This window comes from Aeribacillus composti (assembly GCF_007827555.1).
Taxonomy (GTDB): domain Bacteria; phylum Bacillota; class Bacilli; order Bacillales; family Aeribacillaceae; genus Aeribacillus; species Aeribacillus composti.
On sequence record NZ_VISS01000033.1, the window covers coordinates 1 to 17,428 of the forward strand.

General features: G+C 41.5%; 12 protein-coding genes and 1 CRISPR repeat array. Of the genes, 3 read left to right on the top strand and 9 right to left on the bottom strand.

The window, feature by feature from the left end:
• The first annotated feature begins 105 nt into the window (after positions 1-105).
• Positions 106-663: a CRISPR direct-repeat array (repeat unit 30 nt; unit sequence GTTTCAATTCCTCATAGTTAAGATAAAAAC).
• A gap of 799 nt (positions 664-1,462) precedes the next feature.
• The 4 genes from FB379_RS15145 to FB379_RS15165 form a co-directional block, all read right to left on the bottom strand.
• Positions 1,463-1,717 (bottom strand): hypothetical protein, encoded by a 255-nt coding sequence (locus tag FB379_RS15145; protein WP_063388730.1) that lies wholly within the window; start codon positions 1,715-1,717, stop codon positions 1,463-1,465.
• Between the two features lie 1,567 nt (positions 1,718-3,284).
• Complete coding sequence (locus FB379_RS15155) at positions 3,285-4,634, bottom strand: GntP family permease (protein ID WP_130157838.1); 1,350 nt, start codon at positions 4,632-4,634, stop codon at positions 3,285-3,287.
• A gap of 49 nt (positions 4,635-4,683) precedes the next feature.
• Positions 4,684-6,228 (bottom strand): gluconokinase, encoded by a 1,545-nt coding sequence (gene gntK, locus FB379_RS15160; RefSeq protein ID WP_144598310.1) that lies wholly within the window; start codon positions 6,226-6,228, stop codon positions 4,684-4,686.
• A gap of 15 nt (positions 6,229-6,243) precedes the next feature.
• Entirely contained in the window at positions 6,244-7,260 is a 1,017-nt protein-coding gene (locus FB379_RS15165) for a LacI family DNA-binding transcriptional regulator (protein WP_063388183.1), read from the bottom strand.
• 641 nt (positions 7,261-7,901) lie between these two features.
• On the opposite strand from FB379_RS15165, the gene FB379_RS15170 reads away from it, so the two are divergent.
• From FB379_RS15170 to FB379_RS15180, 3 genes are all read left to right on the top strand, one after another.
• Positions 7,902-8,948 carry an energy-coupling factor ABC transporter permease gene (locus tag FB379_RS15170; RefSeq protein WP_144598311.1) on the top strand — a complete coding sequence of 349 codons (1,047 nt, stop codon included), beginning with the start codon at positions 7,902-7,904 and terminating at the stop codon, positions 8,946-8,948.
• Between the two features lie 62 nt (positions 8,949-9,010).
• Positions 9,011-9,817 carry a cobalt ECF transporter T component CbiQ gene (cbiQ, locus tag FB379_RS15175; protein ID WP_144598312.1) on the top strand — a complete coding sequence of 269 codons (807 nt, stop codon included), beginning with the start codon at positions 9,011-9,013 and terminating at the stop codon, positions 9,815-9,817.
• Between the two features lie 4 nt (positions 9,818-9,821).
• Entirely contained in the window at positions 9,822-10,652 is an 831-nt protein-coding gene (locus FB379_RS15180; protein ID WP_242009346.1) for an energy-coupling factor ABC transporter ATP-binding protein, read from the top strand.
• A 1,276-nt stretch (positions 10,653-11,928) separates the two neighbouring features.
• Here the strand turns inward: FB379_RS15180 and FB379_RS15185 are convergent.
• The 5 genes from FB379_RS15185 to FB379_RS15205 all read right to left on the bottom strand — a co-directional run bounded on the left by FB379_RS15185 (position 11,929) and on the right by FB379_RS15205 (position 17,303).
• Positions 11,929-12,627, bottom strand: coding sequence for a response regulator (locus FB379_RS15185; RefSeq protein ID WP_144598313.1), 699 nt, complete (start codon positions 12,625-12,627; stop codon positions 11,929-11,931).
• Entirely contained in the window at positions 12,627-14,216 is a 1,590-nt protein-coding gene (locus FB379_RS15190; RefSeq protein ID WP_144598314.1) for an ATP-binding protein, read from the bottom strand. The genes FB379_RS15185 and FB379_RS15190 overlap by 1 nt, the downstream gene beginning before the upstream one ends.
• A 65-nt stretch (positions 14,217-14,281) precedes the next feature.
• On the bottom strand, positions 14,282-15,808 hold the full coding sequence (locus FB379_RS15195; RefSeq protein ID WP_063388192.1) for a tripartite tricarboxylate transporter permease: 1,527 nt from the start codon (positions 15,806-15,808) through the stop codon (positions 14,282-14,284).
• Between the two features lie 15 nt (positions 15,809-15,823).
• Complete coding sequence (locus tag FB379_RS15200) at positions 15,824-16,279, bottom strand: tripartite tricarboxylate transporter TctB family protein (RefSeq protein WP_144598315.1); 456 nt, start codon at positions 16,277-16,279, stop codon at positions 15,824-15,826.
• A 55-nt stretch (positions 16,280-16,334) separates the two neighbouring features.
• A complete protein-coding gene (locus tag FB379_RS15205; protein ID WP_412674464.1) occupies positions 16,335-17,303 on the bottom strand; it encodes a tripartite tricarboxylate transporter substrate binding protein in 969 nt (322 codons plus the stop codon).
• Between the last annotated feature and the right edge of the window lie 125 nt (positions 17,304-17,428).

The following is a 17,428-nucleotide window of genomic DNA, read 5'->3' on the forward strand; positions in this document are numbered from 1 at the left end:
GCTACTTTCAGATAAAAATCGAAAAAATATAAAAGCAAGTGGAGAGAAACGCATTGTTTTTCTCCACTTGCTTCATTTTAGGGACTTATCGGACAGCCCCTTCTAGTTTCAATTCCTCTTAGTTAAGATAAAAACGCGATTTCCTCTTTCGTTTTGCGCTCGTCCTTATCGGGTTTCAATTCCTCTTAGTTAAGATAAAAACGCGGATTTTGCGGATACTGACGGCACGATCAAGCGTGTTTCAATTCCTCTTAGTTAAGATAAAAACGGCGAGTACCATCTTCACGTTCCGGGCCAAGACCGAGTTTCAATTCCTCTTAGTTAAGATAAAAACGATTGCCACCTATTCAAATTGTTACTGACCGAAAAGGTTTCAATTCCTCATAGTTAAGATAAAAACGTCATTGAAGATCGCATTGTTAAGATAACATCTGGGTTTCAATTCCTCATAGTTAAGATAAAAACGAATTTTGTTGAAAGAGATTAACCGCTTATTAAACGAGTTTCAATTCCTCATAGTTAAGATAAAAACACGGTTACCAAGTAGTTTTCTACGTCGACAGATACAGTTTCAATTCCTCATAGTTAAGATAAAAACAATGGATTTTTACTTGCACTGTTTTGGTTCTCTTTGTTTCAATTCCTCATAGTTAAGATAAAAACCCCAGAAAATGTTGTTAAATAAGCATTTCGTTTTAAATGGTTGATTGGTTATTTTCATTTTAACGAAGGAGTTATATTTTATCAATCCTTTAATTTATGCGGGCTCAATGGAGATTTGAAAGAGTCGTCGATCCCCCAGGTTTTTTGCACGATTGGAGGTCGACGACAAATTTCATTATTTTTAAAACATAACGTTTGTTTGCAGATCGACAATTCAATTTTGTTTGAATCCGTGTTTTTTCCAGAACGCTTTTTACTGCTGCTTCTGTATCATAGACAATATTCCACCAGCTTTTTCTCGATCTCTTCTTTCTTTGGAACATTTTCATCTATTGATTTTGTAATATGGTGATTGCCTTTGAATCTCAAATTGATTATACACCAGATGTAAATTTATACAAGAATTGATTGTGAAATCCAAAAATTATATGAACAATATTTCTCAAGCATTTTTGGGTCAACTCGTCCGCTCCGGCGCATACATAGCCGGCAGCGTTAACTTCTTTACGGTTTAAACATAATCTTTTTCACCAAGTTCAGCTTTGCAACGTTTATTATCAACAAAAAAGCGTCTAGATGTTCGACGCTTCCTGCCCAGATTTCGTACTTTTTAACTTCGCATTGACAACAACCCTTCATGCATTGTGATGGTGTTGCCCGAAAAACGAACCATCTGGTTGTTACCATTTCCGGCCAAACCGCTTGTTCCTCGAGCTGATTCAAGTACGCTTATGCTGCTGTCAAGAAAGGAAACACTTTATACTTTTCCAACCAGCTATCGCCCCGGATTTGTCTGCCATTATTTCTCCGTTGTCTTTTCAAGAGCATATTTGATTGCAGCGACGGATCCGATCCCATACAAGGCATATTTTAATCCGTTTACTAAAACCTCAAATGAGAAAGCGCTGGCTTCAAAAATAGAGAAAGCAACGCCAAGTACAACTGCGACAATCGGAATGTAGCGATTCGAAAGATTGGTTGCTTGACGGATTGCGTACAGCAAAACGGCTAATGCCACATATGCAGTGAACTCAATTGATAGAATAGCTTCCATTTGAACATCTCCTTTCTAATTGTCATTGCTCCAACATTAGTGTATTCAAGACCTAGGGCAAGAGAAACAGCAGAAGCATAGCAATTCAACAAATGAGTTACTTGTCTACCGCACGATTTTTTCCGTCACTGAACACTTACTTCAATGCAGCAAAAATAATAGCTACGACTCCTCCGATCACTGACACAATAATTGCGCTTGTGATCGTTAGCCGTAGCCACTTTGTATCGTCCTTAATAGATCGAATGTCATTAAATTTTTGTAGTCGCCTTGTGGTCAAGAAGGCAGGAGTTTTACGTCCGGCTTCTTTTCGTCCAATAATGATCGCCAAAACAATTGACATAGAACCGTAATTAAATTACATTCTTATCCTTTGAATTTCAAATGTCGATATTTAAAACTCAATCGTTTGCTCGATTCTCATTAAAAATTTTCAAAAGAAAAAATGAACTTACTAATAAAACAGGTATTCCTATCAAGATGTATAAAAAATTTTTCGGCATAATCATATCGTATACATACAAAAAGAGTTGTCCAAACAAACAGGACTATATATTTTAATATTTTTCAACTCCGCATTCATTTATCCATCGCTGCTTAACATAAAATCTCTATGAAACTGCCATTTACTGCTAATTTACATTGTATTAAAATCGATGGATAAACATGAAAAAGGTCGTGTAGTATGAATGAAAGCATTTTTATTTAGAAATCTCACAACATATTTGTTGGTATCAGTACTGATAACGATCTGTCTAATCCCTTGATTCAGGATGTAAATATTTCCTATATTTTTATCTGCTGGCTTCTATGTATCTTTCATTGTTTTGTTATATGGGGTATCCGCATCAATCCTCTCTGAAATTTTAAGTAAAAAAGTATTATGAAAAAAGAAAATCAACTATTAGTCAAAGCAATTGTATACTGTCTTTCTAAATCTATATTTGCATTACAGTCTCCTCCTGAATTACTGATTTATGCAGTTATTCGTGCAGTGTTCTATTATTCTGTGGACGAATTTATTCGAAAAATATAATAGCAATAAACAATAGCCCAAGGATTTTTCTTTTGAACCTAAATAAAAATGCTCTATCAATACAACTTCTAAATTTTATGTCGTTGGGCGAACTTTTAACGAATGTTCCGTTCTTCTAATTTCGCATATTCACCTGCTTTTTACATTTAGATGAACAAAAAACACATAGTTTTGACGGCATCTCCTTTTTTATACGATTCAGCGAGCGATTAGTCTCACGCTTTTAGAAGTCCTTACGCAATTTCCTGCTGGGTTAGTTTGATGATCAAAAAAAATAAATGTGTGATTCTTTAAGGCTTGTAATTGCGATTGAAGAATATATTCATTTTTTACCATCACAGTCGTTTCCAAGAAAAATAACGGCCTTTCCCCGGTTGAGTATCGAGAAAAGGCCGCAGCTTCATATACTCTTTTTTTAATATCTGCTTGACAGAGTTATGTGCAAGTGACTATTACAGCATTGTTGTTCGATCTAAGTCGGAAATGCCCACTTGACAGGGTTTTGTGAAAGCGCCTGACATTTTTTATATCTTACACTAATAAATCCAGCAACGCAATCAGCGCAAAAGCGACGACAGAAATAATTGTCTCCATTGCGGTCCATGTCATCAACGTTTCTTTGACGGTCATGCCGAAATACTCTTTGATCATCCAGAAGCCGGAGTCGTTGACGTGCGATAAAATGAGTGATCCCGCTCCTGTCGCTAATACAAGCAATTCAGCGTTCGTGCCAGGAATGCTGGCGGCAATTGGGGCAACAATGCCTGCCGCTGTCATCATCGATACCGTCGCAGAACCTGTCGCAATCCGAATGAGCGCGGCAATTCCCCAACCTAACAGCAGCGGAGACATTTGCGAATGTGTAGCCCAGTCTGCGATTTGGTCGCCAATGCCAGAATCAAGCAACACCTTATTGAACGCCCCGCCAGCGCCGATGACAAGCAAAATATTGGCGACAGGACCAAGGCAGTCATTGGCAAATTTTAATACTTTATCGCGATTGAATCCTCGAGCGTAGCCAAGGCTAAAGAACGAATAAATCGTCGCGATCAAAAGCGCGATGATCGGATCCCCGATAAAGCGCAGCACTTTCGATGCTTCCGACGCTTGATCCAGCGTAACATTAGCTATGGAAGCAACCAGCATTAAAATAACCGGAAGCAGAATCGTAAATAACGTGTTGCCAAAGCCAGGGAGGTCTTTCTTTTCTTTATGCTGTACAAGCTGCTCGGCGATTTCACCAGGCACTTGTTTATACATACGCGACCCGATCCATTTTCCAAACAACGGGCCGGCGATAATGGCTGTCGGCAGCCCGACAATAAGCGAATAAAGAATTGTTGTCCCGACATCGGCTTTAAAAATGCCGACGGCAGCCATCGCAGCAGGATGCGGCGGAACAAGTCCATGCACGACAGATAATCCGGCAACTAGCGGAATACCAATTGTCACAAGCGAAATTCCTGTTTCCATTGCAATGGTAAACACAAGCGGAATTAATAGCACGAATCCTACTTGGAAAAATACTGGGATCCCCACTAAAAATGCGACGACCATCATTGCCCAATGGACGCGTTTTTGGCCAAAACGGTCAATCAATGTTTTCGCAATGCGTTCAGCGCCTCCGGACTCCGCCATCATTTTTCCAAGCATCGTTCCAAGCGCCAATACGATCGCCAAAAAGCCAAGCGTATTGCCAAGACCTGCTTTAATCGAATCAATAATTCCCGGCGTTTCCGGCGACGGTGCGATCAGCGGCATCCCCATTGCCAGCCCTACGCCAACGGATGTCAAAATCAAAGCGACAAACGGATGCATTTTCGCAACTGTGATGAGCAGCAATAACACAACAATCGCAGCAATAACAATCGCGATTCCCATTTCCATTCCTCCTCTTTTCTGTTTGATGCAAACTAAACCGATTTAGTAGCTATCCATTTCTACGCTGGAAAGAAGCAATCACATCAAACTCATCCTTTAAGCGATCATATAATCGTGTATATATATCAAATAGTTCGGAATAAATAAGCGTATTTTCTTCATTTGGCACATGGCGTGATAAAATATGAATCCACGTTTTCACCGTATCAAGCGATGGAATATCGCCAAGCGCATACAATGCCAATACTGCAGCGCCTAGCGCAGACGCCTCGTGCGTTTCCGGTACTAACAGCTCTTTTCCCATCATATCGGCAAGCATTTGCCGCCAAAACGGAGATTTCGCAAAACCGCCAGATACGCGGATTTCCGACAGCGGCCCTGTGACATCGCGAATCGCCAGAGCGACAGAAAAGACGCTCATACATACCCCTTCCATCACCGAGCGAATAAAATGCTCCCGCTTATGACGGAGGCTGATGCCGAAAAAAGTCCCTCTTGCGTTCGCATTCCAGTACGGTGCACGTTCGCCAGACAAAAACGGAAGAAACAGCAATCCTTCTGAACCTGCTGGAACTCTTTCAGCGTACTTTGTCAGCAGTTCATATGGATCAATGCCGAGCCTTTTCGCCACTTCGCGCTCTGGGCTGCCAAATTCGTCACGCAGCCAACGCAGCAAAATACCGCCATTGTTCGTCGGCCCGCCAACGACCCAATGATTTGGTGTAAGCGCATAACAAAACGTCCGCCCTTTTTCATCTGTTTTTTGAATTGGGGAAATCGTCCGCACCGCGCCGCTTGTTCCAATCGTAATCGCCGCCTCCCCGGGCAAAATCGCTCCGACGCCGACATTAGCGAGCACCCCGTCACTAGCTCCGACAACGACAGGGACGTTCGGATCCAAGCCCATTTGCTCAGCCCATTCTTTCCTCATCCCCCGCAATATGTGCGTCGTTGGCACCAAACTCGATAACTGCGCTCTTGTCATTCCGAGAAGTTTAAGAACATCCTCATCCCAATCAAGCGTATCTAAGCGGAACAGACCCGTTGCTGAAGCGATCGAATAGTCGACAACATATTGGCCATATAATTGATACAGCACATATTCTTTCATCGATACAAATTTGTGCGTCTGACGGAATAAATCAGGCTGTTCCTCTTTCAGCCAAAGCAATTTCGGAAGCGGGGACATCGGATGAATCGGGGTTCCAGTCCGTTTGTAAATGCTTATGCCGCTTAATTCATCCAAAAGCCGCTCCGCTTGTCCGACACTGCGGTTATCGGCCCAAATTATGCAGCGGGTAAGCGGGCGTCCTGATACATCAAGCGCCATTAATGAATGCATCGCCGCGCTGAATCCGATCGCCTTCACTTGGCTAGAAGGAATTTTTAACTTAGAAATAACAGCGTTTACAGTTTTCACAACAGCTGCGAAAATCTCCTCCGGATCCTGCTCCGCCCAGCCTGGATGCTGCTGTATTATTGGATAATCAATTGCGTGGGAGGCTAGCGTCCGCCCCTGTTCGCCAAACGCCACCGCTTTTGTGCTCGTCGTTCCGATATCGACACCAATTACAACTGGCTGTTTTGCTTCCATGTTTGCTCCCTCTTTCTATGATGTTTTTTCTTTTACCGATCCTCGTTCGATAAACGTAGGCGAAAAACGAAAAACTTGCGGTTGATGCTCGCTTTTTTTGGCGATTTGCAAAAAAAGCCGTTCTGCCGCTTTTTTCCCCATGGCAAACGTCGGCTGCGAGATCGTCGTCAACGTCGGCGTATAAACATGGGCAAACGGCACATCGTCAATGCTGATGATCGCCAATTCGTCAGGAGTATTAATATGATTTCCTTTAATAAAATACAAAACTTCCATCAATGTTAAATCATTGATCGCAAACAATGCTTCCGGCAAGCGGCCGGATTCATACAACCTTGTCAATTCTTTTTGAATACGCGGGATCTCCGTTGTGATAAAATAATCGTCAACAACTGGAAGTCCCTTTTTTACTAACGCTTGCCGAAATCCTTCAATGCGCTCCATCCTCGGAACGATATGGGAAACAAGCGGCGGAGTGACAATTCCGATGTGTTCGTAACCACGCTCAGCAAAATATTCGACCGCCAATTCAGCAGCCTTTTGATTATCAAGCAGAACTGCGTCCGCTTTGACCTCCGGAACCATCCGATCGACAAACACAAGCGGAAACCGTTCTTCAAGCAATTTTTGATATATATCAGCGTTTTTTCCTGTTGGAAAAATAATCAAACCATCGACTTGTTTTGCCCGCAGCATCTCAATATATTTCTTTTCTTTCTCCGGATCATCATCGGAATTAGAGACGATAACATGGAAACCCCGCTCTTGGCACTCTTCCTCAATCGCATGAAGCACTTGCGTCGTAAGCATATGCATAATGTTGAAGACGACCACTCCGATTGTCATCGTTGTTTTCTGTTTTAAGCTGCGGGCGATAATATTCGGTTGATATCCCAATTCCTTAATCGCCATGGCAATTCGTTTTCTCGTTTCCTCGCTCATATATTCATAGCGTTTATTTAAATATTGCGACACCGTGCTTTTCGAGACATCCGCCAACTTTGCGACGTCAGCCATCGTAACTTTCTTCAAAGGGATCCCTCTTTCATTACTAAATCGATTTAGTATTTATAAGCGTTTTCATAAACCGGTTTAGTAAAATTATAAAACAAAATGAAATCGTTTTACAATTATTTTGTTAAAATTTTTTCTTTAAAAATCAACATATCTAGCTTCCAAAAGTTGTAAATAAATTGATATTTTTGTGAACCAGTTAAATGCGGACAAATCCAATTTTAAAAAAACTGCCCGTTTATATGGATAGATTCATTAATCGCCGATAAGAAAAAAACTTCGCAAAACATTGACGGAATTACCGGCTGTACGCAACAGCGATCATAAAGATGTAATTTTCGACATCTATGACCCGGCAAAAAAAATCTGCGATACTAGTTGATCCTTAACGATGAGCCGAAAACAACATGATTACCAGTAAAAATCCATCTCCTCCCCCGTTTCAAATCCAGAAACCGGATAGTGAGAAAAGGCTGGATAGCAAAAGATTGGGTAATTGCTGAACAAAAACAAATCGCGTTCAACAAAGCTGAACATTTCTGACCATTGAAAGTCGTGTAACTTAACATTCTCTTGACCATTCTTGTCAAACCGTGATACGCTCGACTTACAAATTATTTTAAAAATTCTAAAAATAATGTTACAAAGGGGTGAATATGATGCACATGGCAGATGCCTTGATTTCACCAGCTGTTGGTGGAACCATGCTGGCAACTACTGCTGGAGTTGCAGCTTATTCAATCAAAAAACTCCAGAATGAGCTGGATGAAAAGAAAATTCCTTTAATGGGAGTGATGGGAGCATTTGTTTTTGCAGCACAAATGATTAATTTTTCAATACCAGGCACTGGTTCAAGCGGACACCTCGGAGGAGGAATGCTACTGGCAATATTATTAGGTCCTTATGCGGGATTTTTAACGATGGCTTCGATTTTGTTGATACAGGCATTGTTCTTTGGTGACGGCGGATTGCTTGCTTTTGGCTGCAACGTATTTAACCTTGGTTTTTATACGTGCTTTATAGCATATCCATTCATATATAAATGGTTTACACGTAAAGGGATTACTTCCAAAAGGATTTTTGCTGGTTCGATGGCTTCAGCACTGGTTGCTCTCCAATTGGGTGCTTTTAGCGTTGTCCTTGAGACTCTTTTATCAGGAAAAACTGAATTGCCCTTTGAGAAATTCGTATTGTTAATGCAGCCGATACACCTTGCGATCGGAATAGTTGAAGGGCTGGTAACCGCAGCAATCATTACCTTCGTATGGAGAGCTAGACCTGATATTTTGGAAAAAGCAGCAAACGAGGAAGCCTTTGGCAATATATCTATGAAGAAAGTATTGACAGCCCTTTCAATCGCTGTAGTTGTGGTTGGCGGTTTGTTTTCTTGGTTTGCATCCGCTAATCCTGACGGACTGGAATGGTCTATCGAAAAAACAGCAGGTACGGCAGAATTGGAAGCTCCTGACGGCATTCATGAAACACTCTCTGAAATTCAAAGCAAAACAGCATTATTGCCTGATTATGATTTTAAAGCAAGTGAAAATGAAAAAACAGCTGGACAAGCTGAAAATGCGTGGCCTGCTGTTAATGCTGGGACAAGCGTTTCGGGTATAGTAGGAGGAGCATTGACTCTTGCATTAGCCGTATTTACAGGGTGGGTCATCATGTTGATTAAAAGGAGAAAAATAAAAACGACCGCTTGATCATTTTTATGGTGGGGTCCTCCCTTTAGTTTATTAAAAATATATAATAGGAATGGATGTAAATGTCGAACATGATAAATTCGCTGTCTAATATGAGGCTTCTGGATGATCTGGCGCGAAAAGAGACCTTTATACACAGAATTCATCCACTAATAAAGCTGTTAACCACAGTCGTCTATTTGACTGTGGTTGTATCATTTGAAAGGTATGAAATAATTGGTCTTTTGCCTTTTATTTTTTATCCTATACTAATTTTTGCTTTTGCAGAGCTACCAGTTGCACCAATTTTAAAAATGATATTGCTTATTGAACCTTTCATTATCGGAATTGGAATATTAAATCCATTGTTTGATCATTCTAAAGTGCTGTTTGGTGGAATTGCCATTTCAAAAGGTTGGGTTACTTTTTTATCTATTTTAATAAAATGCAGTTTAACAGTGACAGCCAGCATTTTACTCATTGCAACCACAGGGATGGATCGGTTTGCCGTAGCTTTGCGGATGCTCAAAATCCCTAAGATTTTTGTCTTACAGATTCTATTAACATATCGATATATATCGGTGCTGATCGAAGAGGTTTCTAGGATGATAAGGGCGTATTCACTTAGGGCGCCAGGACAAAAGGGATTAAAATGGAGCGCTTGGGGCTCTTTTGCCGGACAAATATTGCTCAGGACTTTTGAAAGAGCAGAGCGGGTATATCAAGCAATGAATTTAAGAGGCTTTACAGGAGAGTATTATACAGGAGATATTGCAAAACTAAGCTTTAAAGACCTTGCCTATTTTGCCGCATGGAGTCTATTTTTTATTATTGCAAGAATTTACAACATACCTGTATTGATAGGGTCATTGTTTACAGGAGTGATTTGATAGAATGAGTCATCATAAAATTGAAGTGAGGAATCTGTATTTTTCGTATCCGGATGGACATAAAGCAATTAAAAATATGTCTTTTTCCATTTATCATGGTGAATCAATCGGAATCATTGGTGCAAATGGTGCTGGGAAGTCTACGCTGCTAATGCTGTTGATGGGAGTTTATTTTCCGGATGGCGGAGAAGTGCTGGTAGGAGATGTGCGTGTAACCAAAAAGACATTACCGATGATTCGCCAAAGATTGGGAATGGTTTTTCAGGACCCTGACGACCAATTGTTCATGACTACTGTTTATGAAGACGTTGCCTTTGGACCACGAAATTATAAGCTGGAAGAGGAAGACGTGGAGAGACGGGTGATGCAGGCGCTGGAGAAGGTTGGAATACCTCATTTGAAAGACAGGGCCCCCTATAAACTATCAGGAGGAGAAAAGCGCTCTGCCGCAATTGCATCCGTTTTATCCATGCAACCTGATGTATTGATCATGGATGAGCCAACTTCTGGCCTGGATCCAAAATCAAGACGGAGAGTAATTGATTTGTTAAAAAGCTTTGAACATACAAAAATAATTACCAGCCACGATTTGGACATGGTACTTGAAACCTGTAAAAGGATTATTGTGATAAAAAAAGGAGAAATAGCTGCAGATGGAACCGCAGTGGACATTTTATCCAATGAAGATCTGCTGAATAGCTGTGGCTTGGAATTACCTCTTTCACTTCAAAAATGTCCTGTTTGCGGAACTTCAAAAGGCAAATTCGGATATATCCATGAGAAAATTGTAGTCGACAAAGAAGCCAAAAAAGAATTGAGATTGACCAGAGAATGAGATTGCTTTTGAAATTTGAAGAAGCTCAAATAAATTCAACTATTTCGAAGCAGTTGACCTTATGAAATAAGCACTGCCTAATCTGACGAGAACCATAAAATATTCTCTCGTTTATTTTGATGTTCCATGCCCCCCCGCTCCGACATCACTTTCACAAAAAACATCGGCTGGCTCATTGATGTTCCGAACTTAACTTATATCCGTTTCCCCGATTATAAAAATGATGAAGCACGACCGCATAGGCCGTGCTTTTTTGGTTAAAATTTTTCCTCATAGTTAAGATAAAAACGCCGACGGTACGCCGAAAAAACCGGTGTACATTCGTGTTTCAATTCCTTATAGTTAAGATAAAAACAGAAACTATGAAAATAAAAGAAATAAAGAAGGCACGTTTCAATTCCTTATAGTAAGATAAAAACGTTTTTCTCTCGTATTGACTATTCCCCATTATCGGAGTTTCAATTCCTTATAGTTAAGATAAAAACCTACGTTTGTTGGCACTAAGGCAGTGGACAAGCAAAGTTTCAATTCCTTATAGTTAAGATAAAAACCCCAAAAATCGCTGTTATATAAGTATTTAGTTTAAAATGATTTATGAGTTATTTATATTTTAGCGAAAGAGTTACATTTTATCAATCCTTTGATTTGCGTGGGCTCATTGGAGATTAGAAAGAGTCGTCGATCCCCCAGGATTTTTGCATGATTGGGGGTCGACGACAATTTTCATTTAAAACAGGCTTTCCACGTTTGCAGGCCAACAATCAAATCCGTGTTTTATCTGAAATATTTTACCTGATCCATCTGTTTTAATAGAGCAAACGGCCGAACTAGAAGTTCATGCCGTTTGTTATTTCCATTGAATGGTTAGAGAGATAGACCATCATCGTCACGGTCTCTGAACTAAACAGTATTGAAATCAATACGCTTAAGCGGCATCATCCGGTAGTGTCCATATTCCACGGATAAAACGCTGTGTTCTGGGTTTATCCTTCTCACTCATTTGCGGTGAGAGTGAGACCATCTTCAACGCATAAAACGCCGTGTTTCTGGAGCAAGGATACGGCCTACCGATGAATAATGATTAAGTAATCACTCCACTCCACCAAGATGCAATACAAACATAATCATAGCGGCAATCGCCGCGCCGGCGAAAGAAGAAGGCGTCTGAAAACCGTAAAAAACAGCAACGATGGGAACCGCCAATACCTGCAAGCAAAATATCGGTAAAATGACATGAAGCAAAATCAGAATAAAAACATCTAAGCTGTCTTCCTCCCTATCGTTTTAGCTTGTAAATTCTCTCCGGCCTTCCAACAGAGCCGTACAAAATGTCAGCTGTCACTTGAGAAATGGAAACAAGATATTCTAAATATCTTCTTGATGTCGTTCGGCTCGCGCCAATAAGTTTCCCTACTTCTTCCGCTGTAATGCCGTCTCGATATTGCTTCACTACCGCCAGCACTTTCTCCAATGTCAATCGGTGAATTCCTTTTGGCAGTTCCCCATCTGCGTCTCCAAAGGTACGTTCCCGTCGAATTAATTGATCGATTTCCTCCTGTCCAATCAATTCTTTTTCCTTCATCAGTTCATGCATTTTATAAAAATATTCTTTGTATTTCACCAATGTTTCGGTAAAACGGTCGAGCATAATCGGCTTGATAATATAGTCAAACACTCCGCCATGCATCGCTTGCTTTAATGTATCAATTTCTCTGGCAGCTGTAATCATAATAATATCGATATTCGCAAAATGCTCGCGAATCCATTTTAAAAATTGAATCCCATTCATATCAGGAAAATAAATGTCCAGCAGCACTAAATCGGGTTGCAGCACTTCTATCAGTTCTTTCCCTTCCTGTTCATTTGTGGCAATCCCGACCACTTTATATTCTTCTACTTTTTCAACAAAGCGGCGGTTAATTTCGGCAATACGTTTATCATCTTCGACAATGAGCACTTGAATAGTGTATTCCATCATAATTCCTCCCGTTGCTTCGGAATGATAACGGTAAAAACGGTTCCTTTTTCTCGCTCTGATTGATAAGTAATGTGCCCTCCAAGCACCTTTAACGAATTTTTTACTAAATCCAGACCGTATCCTCTCTGTGCTTTCCCCTTGGTGGAAAATCCCCGTTCAAATATTTGTTCAGCAATCTCTTCCTGAATACCCGTTCCGTTATCTTCCACTTCAATGATTAGATCGTCGCCAAGATCGGTTAAAAAGACGTTGACCCGCTTTTGGTCACGCCCATTATGCAATGCCGCCTCCATGGCATTATCAATAATATTGCCGATAATCGTAACAAGATGATCGCGGTCCAATTGTTTCGGAATATCTTTAAAGCTGCTTTGCCGATCAATATCAAATTGAATTTTCAGCTCATTAGCTCGGTTAAATTTTCCGATTAACAGCCCTCCAACAATCGGGTCAGGTACTTCTTTCATCACAAAACGAACGATATCCTGCTGCATGTTTGTTTCTTTTGTAATGAGTTCCAACGCTTCTTCATAAGATTCCAGCTGAATCAATCCAGAAATAAGATATAATTTATTGGAAAATTCATGTGTCTGCGCCCGCAGTGCATCGGCATAGCTTTTTAGCTGGGAAAGCTCTTTTGTCAATCGGTACAGTTCCGACTTATTGCGAAATGTCGATACCGCCCCAATGACGTTTTCTTTTTTATCAACAATCGGAATGCGATTAGTAATGATCGTTTCTTCACCTAATATCATTTCGTCATCATATTCTGCTTCACCTGTTCGAATTACTTCTAACAGCCTAGAATGAGGAATAATATGTAAAATATATTTTCCTAGCACATCTTGTTCTCTCTCATACCCTAACAGCGTCATCGCCGTTTTATTGACCATTGTAATGATTCCATTCTGATTCACAGCAACAATTCCTTCACGAATCGCTTCTAAAATCGCCTGCTTTTCTTGGTATAATAGCCCGATTTCTTTCGGTTCCAATCCATGAATCGATTTTTTTACCGTTTTGGCAATAACAACCGCTCCAATAATCCCTAGCAATAGTGCAAGGATAGAAAATAAAAAAATGTTTGAGGTATATGACCAAACGATATCCTCAATATCTTCCAGCAAAAAGCCTACCGATACAATGCCCACCACATTTCCCCGCTCATTGAAAATCGGTGCTTTTCCGCGTATCGCCGGACCGAGCGAACCAACCGCTTCAGAAATAATCGCTTTTCCTTTAAGCACCTCGTGATTATCTCCCCCGACCATCTTCTTCCCAATTCGGTCTGGGAGCGGATGGGCGTAACGAATTCCTTGTCTGTTTCCCACGACAACGTACTCTGCGCCTGTTTTTCGACGAATCATTTCTGCAAACGGCTGAATTTGTTGATGAGGGTTCGGCTGTTTAAAAGCGTCCCGAATGTGCGGCGTAGCGGCCACCGTTTCTGCTACATTCAGCGCCCGCATTCCGATTTGTTCTTTCAGTGTTGCCGCAAGCATGTACTGAAACAAAAAGGAAAGAAAAATAATAACAAATAAAAGCAATGAACAAATAATGATCACCAGTCGCGTTTGCAGCTTCATTTTTCTCTCTCCTTGACTAAAAATAGAGAAAGACTATCCGCCAAAAGGCAATAGTCTTTCCCTTATTACATATCTTCATTTACAATAATCGACTTCCCTTTTAATTTCATGATAAATGGCACAACAATCCATAAAAACGCTATGATCAGCAGTACAAGTGAGATTGGTTTTTCAAAAAACACCATAAAATCGCCATTCGACGCTGTAAGTGCTCTTCGCATGTTATTTTCGATCATCGGACCAAGTACCAGCCCTAATACAAGCGGAGCAAGGGGAAAGTCATGTTGTGCCAGCAAATAGCCTAAAAGGCCAAACCCAATGAGTAGAAACACATCAAATATTGTGACTTGCACCGCATAAACACCGAAAACCGAAATCGCAACAATAAGCGGCAGCAAATACTTAGTCGGCGTTTCAATAATTTTAGCAAATATTTTGACAAGAGGCATGTTTAAAATAAGCAGCATCACATTGCCGATAAACATGCTGGCAATAAGCCCCCATGCAACATCTGGATGTTCGTCGAAAAGAAGAGGACCCGGCTGGACGTTATACATAATTAACGCACCCATTAAAATCGCCGTCGTCCCAGAGCCAGGGATTCCGAGCGTCAACAGCGGAATCATCGCCCCTCCTGAAGCGGCATTGTTCGCTGATTCCGGCGCCGCCACGCCGGCAATCGTTCCCTTTCCGAATTTTTCAGGCGTTTTGCTTAATTTCTTTTCCATGATATAAGAGAAAAACGAGGCGAGCGTCGCCCCTGCTCCCGGCAATACGCCGACGAAAAAGCCTAGCAGCGATCCGCGCGCAATCGGACCCACGCTTTCTTTTGCTTCTGCTTTCGACGGAAGGATGCGGCCGATTTTTGCGATTTCGCCGTCATTTTTCTCCTTATGAAGAATGGCTTTGAATACTTCTCCTAAGGCAAACAAACCGACCGCTACCGTTAAAAATTCCAAGCCCCCGTATAGAAACGAAATGTTATACGTAAACCGTGCCACACCTGATACATTATCAAGACCAATGGTCGAAAGCAATAAGCCGAAAACGGTCATCATCCACGCTTTTGTCATCGAGTTTCCCGCCAGTCCACTGACAGCAGCCAATCCAAGAAGCATTAAGGAAAAATATTCCGCTGGGCCGAATTTCAACGCTACATTGGAAAGCGGCTCTGCCAACAGCACAAGGGCAATTAAGGAAACGAGCCCGGCGACAAATGAACCGATCGCCGCAATCGCTAAAGCTGCCCCCGCCCTTCCCTGCTTTGCCATTTGATAACCGTCCAATGTCGTTACAACAGAGGAAGATTCTCCAGGCGTATTTAATAAAATCGATGTTGTCGAACCGCCGTACATCGCTCCGTAATAAACACCAGCAAGCAAAATAATTGAGCTTGTCGCCGCTTGAGCTGGGTCAAGACCGGACGTCATTGAAGCGGTTACCGGGATGAGCAGCGCTACCCCGCTCATCGGCCCAATTCCTGGCAGCACTCCTACCGCCGTTCCGATCAGCACTCCAAGAAAGGCGAAAAACAGATTGTGCGGCTGCAATGCGGTCTGAAAGCCATCAATTAAAAATGTCAATGCATCCATACTTTTCTACCTCCTTTACTGCAACCAAATTGGCCAGCTAGGCAACGTTCCTTGCAACAGCTTGACGTATAGCCCGTATACCCCCAGAGAAAAACAAGCGGCAAACAACACCGATTTCCACAGCCCACCTTTTTCCATTGCCTGAAATCCAATAACAAGAAAGACAAAAGTGGTAATCACATAGCCGACTGTTTCTAATAAAGCAGCATAGAAAACGGCGGCAAGTAAAATGATGAAAAACTTTTTATATTGCAGCGGCTGCTTTTCGCTTTCTGAGTGCGCATATCTTGCCGTTTCGAAGAGCAGTTTAATGCTTAATAACACAAGAATAAGTCCTAGCAAAAATGGAAACACGTTTGGTCCGACGGCACTCCCATACGCACTTTTCGAGATTCGCAGACTTTCCACCATAAACAAAGCTCCAACGGCCAAAAAGGTGATGGCAGCAATGCGATCAAACGTTTTACTCACTCACATCCCTCCATTCTTGTTATAACGATGGGGAAGAATTCTCTCCCCCGTTCACTTACTTATGCATTCCGAGCGATTTTAACATGTCGCTAATAAGCTGTTCTTGTTCTTGTAAAAATTGTGTAAATTCTTTGGAACCTTTGTATTCAGGCTCCCAGCCTTGTTTTGTTAACTCCTCTTTCCATTTTTCATGCTCAGACAATTTTTTGAATGTATTTTCCCAAAACTTTTTCGCATCGTCAGACATTTGTTTTGGACCAAAGACGCCGCGCCAAATTGTAAATTCCGCATCAATGCCAAGCTCTTTTAACGTCGGTACATCTTTCAAAACACCGCCAAGACGTTCCGGCGCTGTGACAGCAAGCACCCGCACTTTTCCTGCTTTTACATATTCCCCGACAGAAGAAGCATCGGTTGCAATGACATCGGTATTTCCGCCAAGCAGCGCCGCAATTGCTTCCCCTCCGCCATCGTACGACACGTATTTCACTATTTTCGGATCGATACCGGTTTTATAAATAGGAAGAATCGCAACCAAATGATCCATTGATCCTGGTGCAGATCCGCCGGCAACCGTCACCGATTTCGGATTTTGCTTAATCGCATCCAATAATTGAGACATCGACTGAAATTTCGAATCCGCTCTGACCACGATCGCTCCAAAATCTTTGGTTAGTTGGGCAAGCGGTGTTGTATCTTTATAACCATATGGACTGTTTCCTTCCGCTTTTAAGTTGTTAATGATGATCGGCGGGGAGTTGACAAACAGCTTATAATCATTGTTTTTATCTTGCGTCGCATATTCCGCCATAAACACGGTTCCTCCACCGCCCGGTTTATTCTCTACCGTCATCGTTTGCTTCACCAGATTTGTTTCATCCAATATTTTCGTAATCGCTCTTGCTGTTAAGTCCCAGCCGCCCCCAGCACCTGAAGGAGCGACAAACATAATCGGTTTTGCTGGATAATTTTCTTGTTTGTTAGATGATTTTGTCGTCGCAGTACTTCCGCAAGCCGCCAGCATCACCGCGACAATCCCCATCACTAGAAAGAACCACCACTTTTTCATTTCAACAGTACCCCCTTGTTTTTGACAGCGTTTACATTTTCAAAGGTATTATAGCAGCAATTTTCTGAATAATGTTTTTT